This is a genomic window from Enterococcus sp. SB12 (genome assembly GCF_030910025.2).
In the GTDB taxonomy this organism is placed as follows: domain Bacteria; phylum Bacillota; class Bacilli; order Lactobacillales; family Enterococcaceae; genus Enterococcus_B; species Enterococcus_B faecium.
This window is the reverse complement of sequence record NZ_CP175675.1, coordinates 565476-579769: the sequence shown is the minus strand read 5'-3', so window position 1 is coordinate 579769 and position 14294 is coordinate 565476. Positions and strand designations below refer to the sequence as shown.

General features: G+C 35.1%; 10 protein-coding genes and 2 pseudogenes. 1 reads left to right on the top strand and 11 read right to left on the bottom strand.

The genetic code is table 11. From position 1 onward, the window contains the following. Positions 1-27: 27 nt before the first annotated feature. The 6 genes and pseudogenes from RBL01_RS02785 to RBL01_RS02760 form a co-directional block, all read right to left on the bottom strand. Positions 28-708: pseudogene (locus RBL01_RS02785) on the bottom strand (hypothetical protein); the annotation flags it as partial. Positions 709-928: 220 nt separating this feature from the next. Then, positions 929-1813: a diacylglycerol/lipid kinase family protein gene (locus RBL01_RS02780; RefSeq protein WP_002328522.1), complete on the bottom strand. Its 885-nt coding sequence runs from the start codon at positions 1811-1813 to the stop codon at positions 929-931. Positions 1814-1907: 94 nt separating this feature from the next. Then, positions 1908-2345 carry a hypothetical protein gene (locus tag RBL01_RS02775; protein ID WP_002328523.1) on the bottom strand — a complete coding sequence of 146 codons (438 nt, stop codon included), beginning with the start codon at positions 2343-2345 and terminating at the stop codon, positions 1908-1910. Between the two features lie 215 nt (positions 2346-2560). Continuing rightward, positions 2561-3472: a peptidylprolyl isomerase gene (locus tag RBL01_RS02770; protein WP_002316482.1), complete on the bottom strand. Its 912-nt coding sequence runs from the start codon at positions 3470-3472 to the stop codon at positions 2561-2563. A gap of 375 nt (positions 3473-3847) precedes the next feature. Further along, a complete protein-coding gene (locus RBL01_RS02765; protein WP_002318710.1) occupies positions 3848-4486 on the bottom strand; it encodes an ABC transporter ATP-binding protein in 639 nt (212 codons plus the stop codon). Between the two features lie 3 nt (positions 4487-4489). Next, positions 4490-6472, bottom strand: coding sequence for a DUF1430 domain-containing protein (locus RBL01_RS02760; protein WP_156249430.1), 1983 nt, complete (start codon positions 6470-6472; stop codon positions 4490-4492). Between the two features lie 178 nt (positions 6473-6650). Here RBL01_RS02760 and RBL01_RS02755 point away from each other — a divergent pair, with 178 nt between their 5' ends. After that, a complete protein-coding gene (locus RBL01_RS02755) occupies positions 6651-7316 on the top strand; it encodes a helix-turn-helix domain-containing protein (protein WP_002326331.1) in 666 nt (221 codons plus the stop codon). Positions 7317-9311: 1995 nt separating this feature from the next. Here RBL01_RS02755 and RBL01_RS02750 read toward each other — a convergent pair. The 5 genes and pseudogenes from RBL01_RS02750 to RBL01_RS02730 form a co-directional block, all read right to left on the bottom strand. Continuing rightward, positions 9312-10472: pseudogene (locus RBL01_RS02750) on the bottom strand (IS3 family transposase). A gap of 509 nt (positions 10473-10981) precedes the next feature. Beyond that, entirely contained in the window at positions 10982-11746 is a 765-nt protein-coding gene (locus RBL01_RS02745; RefSeq protein ID WP_002311027.1) for an ABC transporter permease, read from the bottom strand. Next, positions 11743-12396: an ATP-binding cassette domain-containing protein gene (locus tag RBL01_RS02740; protein WP_025370695.1), complete on the bottom strand. Its 654-nt coding sequence runs from the start codon at positions 12394-12396 to the stop codon at positions 11743-11745. The genes RBL01_RS02745 and RBL01_RS02740 overlap by 4 nt, the downstream gene beginning before the upstream one ends. A gap of 83 nt (positions 12397-12479) precedes the next feature. Beyond that, entirely contained in the window at positions 12480-12902 is a 423-nt protein-coding gene (locus RBL01_RS02735) for a cupin domain-containing protein (RefSeq protein ID WP_002307506.1), read from the bottom strand. A gap of 724 nt (positions 12903-13626) precedes the next feature. Beyond that, positions 13627-13815, bottom strand: coding sequence for a hypothetical protein (locus RBL01_RS02730; RefSeq protein WP_038809792.1), 189 nt, complete (start codon positions 13813-13815; stop codon positions 13627-13629). Positions 13816-14294 lie beyond the last annotated feature (479 nt).

The following is a 14294-nucleotide window of genomic DNA, read 5'->3' as shown; positions in this document are numbered from 1 at the left end:
GCTGTCTAAGATTTGATACTAACACCAGTAAATCAGGCCTAATTTAGAACCATCATATAAGTCAAGTGTCCCGGTAAATTTTATTTCTCCCGTAAAATGATATCTGTTTCCCCAAAAATCGGACATATAAGCAATGATAATGGCATTTCCATCGATATTTGGTATCAACCCACCTGGATGAGCTGCCGTTCCTTTAAAATTCTGAAACTCGATCGACTGAGGTGTCTCATTGATATAGATGTGATGTGTGCCGAAATTATGAGCAAGTCCGCCAAAATCGATAACGATATCTCGCTTGATCTCCAATTCCCTGTCTAAAGTCAAAGGCTGAGTTAAACGAATCTTAGCTACTGATTCGTCTGCGAGAAGCTGCGTCAGTTCTTCTGTTGTGGCAGCTTCGCTGTACCCATCCGCTGAAACAACTCTAACCTGTACCTCTTCACTGCTATCAGACGTTTGTTCAGCTACTTCTGAGGTCTCACTTGTCTTATTTTCTTCTTGCCTTGTATTAGAAGTAGGCGCCTCACTTTGGGATTCTGTAGTTTCAGAAGTAATTGATTCTTCTGAAAAAGTAGTCTTGTCAAAACTTTGATTCTCTGATTGCGTTGATTCGCTTGTTTTCTCTACATCGGCAAAAACGGATGTCACCATCAAGAGAGGGAAGACAAACAAAATCGACGCAATCAGCTTTTTTACATATTGATTCATTCTCCACCATCCTCTCTGACGTTTTGACAATTTTATTTTAACGTTTTAATTTATTTGTAATTGTACTTTCATATTTAAATATGTATTTTTATGGAAAATTTTTCTGTTAGGTGAAAATTTCTTTTTTGTACAAAAAAAGGCTGTGACAAAAGTCTTGTCACAGTCCCTTATCCCGAACAAGCGGTGTTCTCCTGACAACTCTTCGGCCACAACCTCCATTTTAACAATAAACCTGTAAATGTGAGGGTAACACTTTGATTATCACAGGTAATTTATCCCCTTCATCCCCATCAACATTCGTCGTCAATTCTTCCTCATCAGCTAATGACACAACTAATTGCTCACAAGTAAGATAGGCTAGATTTTTCGTAGATTCATCTACTCCTTTTAATAGGTCTGGCAATGTTTTAAGCGTATCGATCAAAGAAGAATCTTTTAAATAAACCAAATGGAGCTTACCATCATCCACTTTTGCATTTGGAAGTAATGTTTCAAAACCGCCGACTGAGTTAGTTAGTCCTATCAGCAAGGTACTGCTCTCAATTTCTTTCTTCTTTCCATCAACTTCTACGTGAAACGAGTAGGATTGTGTGGAAGCTAACTGTTTGATTCCTGACATGAAATAAGCTAGTTTTCCAAATTTCGTCTTCTTCTCCGCATCTACATCATTGATTGCTTCAGGGATAGAGCCAATTGCGACGACATTCATAAAATAGTCGTCATTTATTTTTCCAATATCCAATGGCTTGACTGATTCAATCGAAAAATGATTGATCGCTTCCTCAGGTTCTAGCGGTATCCCTAATGCTCGAGCCAAGTCATTCACCGTACCCAATGGGAAAAATCCGAAATTTGGCCGATGTTCTTGTTCAGCGATTCCACTGATTCCTTCGTTGACTGTTCCATCTCCGCCCATGACAAACATACTATGATACCCTTCCGTAGCCGCTTCGCGAGTAAAGTTTTTTGCATCCCCTGCTTTTTTTGTATGCAAGACGACCACTTCATCAAACACCGATTCCAATTTTGCTATCGCTAATTGCTCAAATTCCTTTGCTTGTTCACCGCCTGAACTGGGGTTTACCACTAATAAAACTTTTTTCATCACTTTCTTTCCCTTCTGATTGATTTCTTTAATATAACGATAGCATAAAGAAAAAAATTAGGCTGTGATGAAGTACTGTTCATGAAACATTCATTTATTTTTTGACAAGATAAAACACCCATACTATGAAACTGAGGAAAATTAAAACAATGATATAGGAAATAAAAGAAAATGATAGGCATTGTATACCTAATAAAATAAAAATCTTAGGTGGCAGATAAAAACACAAAAATAGCAAGAGAATGTAATAGCGTTTCTTCCACTTTTTGTTATCAGACCTTATAGCGATCAGAGGAATACCAAATGCATAACTGAAAAACTCTTGATGTACTGTTAATATGTCACGACCTTGAATAATAAATGCGACAATCCCCGCTATAATTAGTGTGCCTAACACCAAAACGGAAAATTGATGAATATATTTTATATACAAATGATCCATTGTACTTCCTGCCTTTTTATTTGTGAGAAAAACAAATCCGTATACGTGAATAACTTCTAGAAATAAAAGAAATTTGCAAAACCACTCCATTTATCTACTTCTACGTGCATTTTTTGATATTGTTTTCTTTATTTAAGATTATACAGAAAAATATCTAGGGTCGCTGGATTCTAAGTAAAAAAAATTTTTAAAATAAAAAGAACTAAATCAAGTAGTAATTAAACTACTGTTGATTTAGTTCTAATAAAAAGATTTAGATGAACAGTTTTATTGATTTAAATAGTTCATATTTTTATTTATACCGCTTATTTACTACTTGCTGTACTAGAATCTGAAGTGAATGTACTCAAAACATTTTCAAAGTCTTTGTCTTTAATTTTTACATTAGCGTCTTTCAATACTTCGCCAATTACTTTATTCTGGAAGGTACTGTCACTTAATTTTGTGTCTGTTGCAATTTCTTTCAATTCTTTTTTGTATTTATCCATGTCGTTGCCTTTGTTTTGGTTTTTCACCATTTTAACCACATAATATTCCGTATTATAAGTTGAAGCATTGGTAGAAGTGATCACATCAGAAACTTGACCATCTTTCAACTTAAAGGCTGCTTCTTTGACTTCTGCCGGAACCGTTGTAGTAGTGGAATCAAATTTCACTTTTCCGCCATCTTCTTTTGTCGTAGTATCAGTTGACTTGTCTTTGGCTAATTTAGAGAAATCGTCTCCCTTATCAGCAGCTTTCTTCACATCTTTTGCATCATCTTCACTTGCTACTTGGATAATTTGAGCTTCCACTTCTGGATGGAAAGATTCCCAAGCCGTTTTTAAATCTTCATCGGTCAATTTGATATGTTTCTTTAGACCTTCTTGAAAGGCTAGACTTTGTTTGATACTGTCTTTGAATGTTTGTTCTGTGTAACCTGCAGATTTCAATTGTGAATCAAATGAATCACCCAATTGTTTCTTTGTTTGATCATATTGGGAATCGATTTCTTTGGTTGATACGTCATCTCCATATTTATCTTCAAATACTTGATAAACGATCAACTGTTGCACAGCGGAATCTGCTCCTTGCATTTTTTTCAAGCTATCCATTACTTCTTGTTCGCTGATTGTACCGCCTTTATAACTAACGGCTGTTTTTTCACCGGCATTCGTACAGCCTGACAATAAGCCAGTGCCTAGTACGATGGCAAGTGCTAAAAATCTTTTTTTCATTTATCAATTCTCCTACTTTTCGTTTTTTGCGAATTGCTAAAAACAAAGGTGTTCAAGATGAAAATCATCAAGAACACCTTTACTAATCTGCTCGATACGTCCTGAATAGATATAAGGCTACACAATCCAGAAAGTTCGCTCAGCAGAATAAATGTCAAGTAGCACATCACACCTTAATATACTACTTCTTTTGTTACCGTTTTTCAAGTCTATCTTGCGTTCCGTATTTAACGTAACTAATTCTTAGAACAAATGTTATCAATTTTGTTTTTCTTCTTCCGCTGCTGGGATATTCAAATCAGACACTTTTATGTTCGATTTTCCAGACATTTTTTTGTTGTTTTTATTGAAAAAAATTGATTTTTCATTTGTTTTCTAAAGCATGATCTTCTTGTTTCCTATTTTGGTCAGATATGGATCATGCATGACCACGATAACTAACGTACCTTGGGAAGCCTGTTGCGATAAGATTTCAACGACTTGCTCCTTATTTCGTTTATCTAATGATCCAGTTGGTTCATCGGCTAAAATGATTTTGCTATTCTTCAATAAGACTCTCGCACAGGCGATTCTTTGCTTCTCACCACCAGATAATGTGTAGATAGGCGTACTTAGTTTCTTGTTTATATTTACTTTTTTCAATGCCTCATACTTTGCTGTTCGCTTATCTGAAACATTTAAATTCGAAAACTTCAATCCAATATCTAAATTAAAATCGATTGTTTCATATTCAATCAACCCAAAATCTTGAAAAAGAAAAGATATGGTATTTCTTTTTATCAAGCGCTTCTCTCTTCCAGTTAATTGTTTCATCTCTTGATCGAACAAATAGAATTGTCCTGAACTGAACTGATCATTCAATCCTAATATATTCAATAACGTACTTTTACCTGCTCCACTTTCTCCAACAACAGTCACAAGATCCCCAGCATCCGCAGTGAAACGATCCAAATGAAGAATCGTTTTGTTTCGAATGATTTTTTTCGCACCTTTTATCACTATCAACGGCTCCAATTGTTAACCTCCATTCATCAGCAATAACTGACTTTTCTTTTCTGTAGACAAAATAAAAACAACTGAAAGAATAAAATCAATGAAGCTAAAGAAAAAAATATTAAAAAGATATTTAGGCTCTCTTTCTATAAGAAAAAGGAAGATTACACTTGTCGTTCCCCATTTGATGAGGTTCATCATGAAGAAATCTTTATACGTTTCAAAGAGCGAATAACCACTTGAACGAAAGATAGCGATTTTCCGACAATTGTAGACAAAATATATGCATAACATGACATAGCTCAACAAGAAGAAAGAAAAGAAAGTGAGTAAAAATATCTGTATCAAGTAATGAAATGATCTGCTTAACACTTTGACAGCTATCTCTTCAGTCTGAGTATACGGAAATGATAACTGCAAGTTATCACGTAACTGACTTTCTTCAATCAGCTCAAATAACCTTTCTTTCGACAAAGAGCCTATCTTGATCTTTAACAGTGGATAGATTTCTCCGCTGAGAATATTTCTTTCCCAATACGTACTGTTTTTCAATGTCAGTATTTCAACAACCGGATAATGTTCGATCCAGGGGATAGAAGGAATAAATGTATAAATGGGTTGATTGTTTTTTATAAATAGAAATTTTGGTTCTTTTTCACTGATTTCTTGATAATATTCTGTTATTTGCGCCAGGTCATTTTTTAAATCTGTATGTCTATATCGTTCAGGGATCAATATAACAGGGTGCGTTTCTTCTTCGGTTATTTGGATCAACCTTCCAGAGACATCAATCAAAGGAAATTTCTTAAGATAATTCAGATTTATTTTTATCCCTCTGCCAAACTGTTCGTTTTCTTCATTCAAGTAATCTGATACATTGACTAATATACTTCCGTTTTTATTCAAAGTTTCATATAATTCCTGATCTGCTGCTGATGCAAAACGATTGGAATAAATAAAATCCACGTGGTTTTTCCCGATGGTTACTGGATAAAATACATGATAGTCCTCACCAGCGATTTCTTTTGGTGGTTCATGGGAAACAGCTAACTGTGAAGAAGAAAAAACGATAGTTGCTAATTCGACATTGGCAACGGTCAAAAGAAGAGAAAATAACAATCCAAATGTAAAAAGAATGTATTGGATATAGTTGAACGCTTCTCTTAACGAAGCGATTTTTTCAACTAATAAAAGAGAAATCAAAGAGATACCATATATTCCGCTGAACAAGAAAACGTACATCTGGAACAAATAAAGAAATTGCTCCTTATAATACATAAAAATAAAACCACCAATGATTCCTGCAATTATGAATGTAATAATGATTTTCTTTTTCCCCAATAAACACCACAATACTTGATGTAATGAAAAGCCATTATTCAACAATAAACTTATTTCTTTATTCATCAATAAGAAAAAGGATGATAACAAAAGGAATAAAAGAATCAATCCAATAGTTAAATACACTCGATAATTATATACGTCTGTACTTGAAATAACCGAATACGAATAGCTATTTTCAAAGTCTTCAAAAATATTAGTGGCATAATCAGTGTGAAATGCTTGATTGAATCGTTCCACAAATAGTGAAATGAACCGTTCATAGGCTTCTTTTTCTCTCGTCATCAAGAAAAATTCACCTTCAAAATCTTTTATTTTGATCGATTCTTCAATGGACGTTACGCGAAAGGAGGTATTAGAATAGGGTACCTTCTCGTGAGAAGATTTGACATCCCCTTGATAATACAATGTCATTTCAAGCTTTGGCTGTATCTTGAAGTTCCAAGATGTATCTACTTCATTGGATTCATTTACTGTTTTTTTCATATAAGAAAGCTCAGTTTCTGATGAGACATTTTCAAATACCATGATTAGCTGCTCATATTCTTCTTGCCCAATAAAATGTTGTGGCAATCGAATCGGAGTATAAGTATCTGTTTGATGGAAAAATTCATTTGTCCGATAGAGTACCTGTTTATTTATACTAACCAAGGCAAAACCACTCATGATACCGGTCACTATGATTGTGAGTAAAACTGTGAACTTTTTTTGATTATCACCACTCTCCCTTACTTAAATGATTCTTTGATAAAATCATACCGTTTTTCATCAAAAAAACGTATCTATCAAGTGTATAGGTCATGTAGAATAAATCTATATACTGTAGAATCGAAAGGAGAAGAAGATGAACATCGGAGAAAAAATACGAACTTACCGCAGAAATTGTAACCTTACGCAAAAAGAATTAGGCGAAAAAATTGGTGTTTCCGATAAAACGATTTCTAGTTGGGAAAATTCTCGTACAATGCCAGATCTTGAAATGCTGTCACTTTTACATCAGACTTTAGGGCTGCCGATTGATTTTCCTTCTATTGAATCAGCTACCGAATCAATAGAACCAACATTGCCAGACGAACCTCTTGTTAACAAGAAATCTTATTCATCAAAACCACCATTATCACTCAAAAAGGCACTATCTTTCTTTCTTCTCGTCTTTTTTTTGGTCTATCTTTTTCTTATCAATTATCAATACAAAAATGAAACGGTTGATCGATTCAATCCTTTTTTGAAACCACAAATCGGCTATACCACACTCCCTGTAGGATACGTGGAAAATTCCATCGAACATTGGGTATGTAATGATATCTTTGGACATGGTACATGGCTCTCTTTTCACGCTGGAGAGGTAGAAAAAGGTAAGAATCATGCTGTAATCAAACACAAAGGAAAACACGTCATGAACGTTCGCCTGCTCTCTTGGGAAGCCATTCCCTCAGATTACCAAGAAATCCTCAGCCAAGACTATGACGACGCCTTAAAAAGAAGCCCTCAGGAGCCAGATAGGCATTAAGTAGGAGATGAACGTAGAGATAGAACAATGCACATGATCTTATCAAAAAAAACAGGGGTACAAATTAATTGAAAAAGCTTTGAGATGAAAGTTCCTAAATAAAAAAGTTCAGAATGATAGGTAAAAAAAATGACTGACTATTCTAGTATTAGGCTATTTGTATTATTCTTCTGTTATTTTTCTATCAAAAAATCCAGAAATAACTAAATATAGGTATTTCTGGCCTATAGTATAATATTTACGCCACAGCCTCCCAATGATTCTTTTTGGAATCATAATCAAGGACGAACATACACAAAAATATTTTGCCCATTCGATCCGAATAGATTAACGACTAATCTAGTAAGTAATATAGATTGGTACGTGGTCAAACCAGCAAATGGAAAAGTTATTTAAGCAATTAATTTTTTCTGTTTAAACTATGAAGTTAAGTTCATTGATTAATTTTCTGAAGATATTAGCTTAATAAAAAGTTGTCTATTCTACCCCAAGGGCTTTAAAGACAGCATCTTCCGGCGTTTGATAAAAAATCAAATTAAAGGTACCCATTAATTCTGGGAGTACAGTTCCAAATCCAAATAGTGATACCTGACGCAATGGTGTGAAGAAATAGCAGCAACCAAGGCTAGAAAACTTTGGAAAAATACGGAAAAATTAACCAAAAAATTATAAAGAGAATATGTTGAAAAATTCTTTATCTCCAAATAAGAAGAAAAAAGCCAACTGAAATTGGCTGACAGATAATTTTGAGTTTAGAATTCCCGCAGAGAAAATTCATTTATTACTACTTGTTGATTATCACGATATTGCTATCATTAGTTAGTCCATTAAATTCAAGCTTAATGCAGGATCAGTAAATAATATGTTAAGTGCTAGACTCGCTACCCGCCAAGTCAAAGTGAATCCAATCGTTTATTCTAATCGTGATACTCATTACCGACGGCCCAATTAGTTCGAACAAATGGAAGAAGTGAATTTATCTCGCTCCATTTCTAAAAAGGTTACTCACTAGCAAGCTCAGCCTTCGCAAGTTTGTTTGGCATCATAATCAACGAATAGGATTATATTGAGTGCTCAGTCCTCTCTAATAACGGAAAAGAATGTATTTAGTAAAAAGGGAAGAAAATTATCCCCATTCCCTTTCATACATTTTATTATTGTCGTTCGCACTCAAAGTAGTGACTAAAAAATGTTGCTTGAGCTACTACTAGAATTTAAACAATCTAGTAGTAAACATTCAAGTCTTTAGATTCATCAGACAAATGGATAATATTAGCTGTTCAGTTCATTATTTCTGGACGGTCGTTTGTTTTAAGTTAATATACTGATAAATAAAAAAATGATCGAAACGTTTATATTAAAGCGTTTCGATCAATTAATTAGTTGTTATCCAACAGACCCTTCCAATGACTCTTTTGGGAATCAGAGTAAAGGAATAAGCTTTGTATAGATATTTCATTTAACAAATTACTATAGACTGACAGTATATAGCAGCAGATATTATCATCGGGAACGTAGCCAATATCGTAACCAAAACAGCAGGTAGAGAAGTTATTTGAGGATTTAAGTTATTCTGTTTCAGCTATGAAGTTAAGTTCATTTACTATAATTGAAGATAATTGATTTTTTTCTAAATGATTCACGTATTTTTTTAAGCTCTCTAGTAATTGTTGATTAAGGGTTATTGTATCTCTTTATTACAACTTAAGATATTTCTTACCTATCTGATTAGTTTCATATCTTTTTGAATTTCTTCCATATCAATAATCTTATGTTTATTTACGACTCAAAGATAAAGTTATGGATAGTTGATCGATTAAGTACAATAGATATTTGCAAGAATTATCTAAATCTGAAAATAAAGTTGTGGAATGGCAACAGTTTTTTTGACAAATTTTATAAGGTGCAGAACTTCTTTCCGTATGCTATTCCGATTGTCCTTGACAATGAGCCTCCTCGGATGTGACGATCTTCGGCAGGAGCTAACAGTTAAAGTTAGACTGCCTCGCTAGCGTTAGCACATCCGAGCTCATTATCAAGGATTCGCTGCGCCAATCTCTGGTTACGGTAACCAACCGGTGTCTCGTAGCCAAGTGTACCGTGCAACCGAAGGTGGTTCCACCAATTGACATAGTCAAATAACTCCAAATCCAATTGTTGTAAGGTTTCAAATGTGTATTGATAGACAAATTCTACTTTCAACGACTTATAAGTTGATTCAGCTACGGCATTATCAAAAGGACAGCCTTTATGACTCAATGATCGATTGATGTCAAAAGTTGTTAATAATTCATCAATAGCTTGGTTATCAAACTCTTTTCCACGATCAGTATGAAAAATCTCAACCTCTGTCAGAGGTTGTTTGATACGGCTAAATGCTTTTTTACTAGAACGGCATCTTTATGTTCTCCACAAGAATAGCCGAGAATTTCTCGATTGAACAGATCCAAATGAAACAGACATAATTCCATTTTTTCCCGACTCGTACATAAGTCAAGTCTGTTACGATCGCTTCTAATGGGTTGTCTCTTAAGAATTTACGATTCAATACGTTTGTCGTTTTGGCTTCATTGCAAGTAGAATGATGTACTTTAAAATAAGCAACAGTATAGCTCGATTTTAATCCTCTATTTTTCATGATTCTACTAATTTTTCGTCGGCTGATCTGAATGCCTCGTTTTGATAAGGCTTTTTTTATTTTTCTTGAGCCGTAGGCTTTTCGGCTGCGGATAAATTCTTCAGCGACTACTTCTTCAAGTTCTGATTCGTCTTTCTTTGGTTTTGATTGATAATAATAGGACTGACGTGATAGACCTAATATTCTGCACATCGCTGATATAGGGTAAAGATGCTTATTCGCATCGATTACTTGTCTCTTCGTCCGAATATCAGCGCTGCTTGCTTTAAAATATCATTTTCCATTTCTAATTGCTGGTTTCTTTTACGTAGTTCTAACAATTCTTTTTGTTCAGGCGTAAGATTATCTTTTTCTTTGAATGAACCACTCGTTTTAGATTGCTTTACCCATTTGTCAAATGCTGAAGCCGTTAGTTCATATTCTCGAATGATTTCTACACGTGGCTTTCCAGCTAAGTAAAGATTGACGATTTGTTGCTTGAATTCTTGTGAAAAAGTTCTTCGTGTTCTCTTAGACATAAAAATTCCTCCTGGTATGTTTTCTTCTAGTCTACACACCTTAATTTTTCTGTCTAGTTAATTGTAGCCTATCCATTTAGTTGTTTTAACTTCATACATAAAGTTCACTTATATTCCTCCATTTTTCATTTCATGTATATTTTGTGGAATCGACTTTTTTAGAATCTGCTTTGAATATTTTATCTATTAAAGCTTCTTTGATAATAGTGTCCATGATTTGGAATTCTTATTGGATAGAAATTTCTTTCTAGAACATGATTTCGTCGAAAGTTCTCATTGGTTGAGGATAGGCATGTTCAAAACAATCAGTCCGATATCCTTTTAATCCAGTTGCTGCACTATATAAAAAATTTCATCATAGTTTCGCTCTAGTCGTTCCAAAGATTCGATGACAAAAATATCCTTCTTCCTTAAAAAATGAAGTTCTTTTTGCAATTATTCTCGTGAGGTCTTCTTTTAACTACATAAAATTGTAACCACTGGTTTTAAGAGTAGTGTATCATCCCAAATCATATAATTAATTGACTGCGATTGTTATAAAACTCACGGTAAGCCATATAACTAGCAATAAATGAAGAAATCGCAGTAACTGAAATCAACATAAACATCACAACAATTTGGTAACGAATCGCTTGAACAGGATCAATTCCCGCAAAAATCAACCCTGACATCATACCTGGTAGGCTGACAAGTCCAACCGTTTTTGTTCGGTCAATAGAAGGAGCCATGCCCGTTTTGACGCTTTCTCTTACAATACTCATGGACGCTTGTTTTTTATTGGCTCCCAATGCCAATTTTTCCAATACCTGTTGGCGTTGGTCCGTAAATTTTGAATTCAAAGACCGATAGGTCACTCCAATCGCAGTCATGGCGTTGCTGGCAATCATGCCTGTAATTGGAACGATTTGGGAAGGGGTCCAGTCAATGACTCCTGAAAAAACAAGAATGAGTAAGGACAAGGCTGTTCCTACTCCAATAGCCGTCGTTGAAATTTTAAAAGAGCGGTTGATCCCCTCACTGCGTGTATGGGCGTTATAAGAAGCGTTGAACACAATGAACAAAACCATCGCTAAAGTGAGAAAGTTGTTATCCACTCGTAATACGTAGCTCAATACATATCCAATAAGGAATAATTGAACGACAGCGCGAATTCCCGCAATAAAAATGTCGTTTCCTAATCCCAATTTCTCTTTGTAATCAATCAACAAGGCAACTATCAAGAGGACAGAGGATAAAAGCAAAGAAAGATTACTGATTTCCAAATTGTTTGTCATTTCGATTCCTCCATTTTTCCACCTTTGATAGTAATCAGACGAGAAGCTTGGTCGATTTCTTCCTGGTTGTGAGTGACGGCCAACACCGTAGTTTGTTGGTCTTTCATCATGTCTCGGACTAAATCAAGGACAATCGCTCTGTTTTCTTGGTCCAATGAACTGGTAACTTCATCCAGGAGCAACACTTTCGGTTGATACATCAAATTTCGGACCAATGCAACCCGTTGTTTTTCCCCTCCTGATAGTTCCTTGACCTCTTTCGATAAGTAAGTTTCAGGTATTTGAACTCGTTCTAACAATTTTTTTGCACGTTCCCGATCAAATCCTTCTTCTCTTATGCGGGCAGGAAAAGACAAGTTCTCTTGAACTGTCTCATCGAATAGAGAAGCGTTTTGAAAGAAATAAGAGACTTCTTTTCTATACTCCACAGGATCGATTTTTTGCAGATCCGTACCCCGATAATAAATTTTTCCGGAAGTTGGGGAAAGCAGCGTACCAATTAATTTCAAAAGGGTACTTTTTCCACTTCCAGAAGGACCAGAAAAAACAATCACTTCCCCTTTGTTTACTGTAAAAGAGATATCTTGAAGGATTTGTTTTCCGTTTGCCTGAAAACCAACCTTCTCTAATTGAAACAATGAATCACTCATACCACTTCTCTCCTTTATAAAAAAGACCTGCACCAGTGGACCATCCATACGGGTGCAGGGCTTTTGTTTCATCCTAGTGTACCTCAGTGTTCGTTTGGATCGTTTTTGGCGTCTTCATGAGTAGGGTGAACCGTTCCTTCAAGGTGATCTGGACCAGCATAAATGGTATACAGTCTGAGCGGCTTATCACCGGTGTTTTCGATGTTGTGCCACATGTCCGCCGGAACAAATACGGCGTCATCATCCATCACTTTTTGTTGAACATGTAAGTTATCTTTAGAAGGCCCCATTTTACACACGCCTTCTCCTTCTTCAATACGGATAAATTGGTCAATGCCTTCGTGCACTTCCAAACCGATGTCATCGCCCGGTTGAATGGACATTACGGTGACTTGCAGTTTACTGCCTGTCCAAATGGTCGTCCGGTAATTATCATTTCCTGTGGTGGCGTCTTCAATATTAATGATATACGGCTTCTTCCCATGATCCTTGTAGTCTATTTCCATCTTCCATTCCTCCTAGTCTTTGTACTGAAACAATGATACCTACTTCTTATTTATAATAATTCTAATTAATGGTACCACATCTAAAAATTCTATGCAAAAAAATTGATTTTTTGGAGAGCGATTCTAAACAAAGACCATATAACGCGCAATTACAATTGGTACCCCTTAATCCTCAGCACATAAAGGAAAAAATATGGAATCAAAAAATAACCGATATGTACTCTGGTTATGACTTGAATCAGGGAGAATTTCAGAGACGACACATCATACTTTTTTAGTTTACACTTGTAAACTGACTAGCGTACATTAAGTTTATGCTCACTATCAAGCGTTGTCAATCCTTTAGACTCTTATCAATTTCGAAAGAAAGTAGCAAGGTTATTGATTGTGACTGTAAAAGTGGGGTGTTCCTATAAGCACATTAAACTATCTTCTCTAATTTATCATGCTATTTAAATTCTGTTTTTTCATGAGAATTTTTGTCCAAAACTTATTAAAATGATTTTAAAAAATACTTACATACACAATCCCCAAAAGACACTAATGTCATTTCAGTCAAAAAAGATACCGCAGAAAATTTCCACCTGAGATTCAATACGATATTACTCTCTTGACAGCCAGCTTAATTCCTTAGTTGAATAGATTATTAAAGTGCACAAAAAAACAATGCGGCGTTTGTTATATTTTCTGGTATAAGCGACGGTGCTATAAACTTTTTTGCAGATTAAAAATCATATGAATTTAACTCCAGTAATAAGAGTTTAAGTGCCAATGCATGCATGGTTCTTTCAATTTCCGTTTTATGAGTAGACAGAGCGATTCCTTCATTGCATTGGAAAATGAGTTTGTTTCTCGTAATATGTATGCTCTCATTTTTGGTTGCATAGTATTCTCTCCATTCGTCTTCATACATAAGAACGCCTCCTTTGATCATCCTATATTTAAGTCCTTCGTTATTAATATACGTAAAAAGTTGGTATTTTATTTTTATTTTCTCTCTCTTTAAAAAAACTGAAAAAAGAGCGGTTTACAGGCATTTTCATGGATAGTTACCCATAGATCAATCTGAAATGAGCGTAGAACTTCCCTCTCAAACACTGGTTTTTTAGAGAAATACGAAATATTAGGGTTATTTGCAGAATAGCTACTTATTCTTACAAAGCAACAAGCGAGCAAAAGAAAAATTCCTTTCAAGCGTTTTTTGGCGGTACACTATTTTAGCGACAGGCAAGATAGCAAATATTTTTTACAACTGGTTTGACTGTCGGCGACGACAGCCCACAGCCAAAAATAAAGAAGTCAAGGACTGTGAGGGTGGAGATTTTTTGGTGGTCTGCCAAAAAATACTTACCCGTTCCTTGACTTATTTAAGTGTTATTCAGTTTTAGGCTA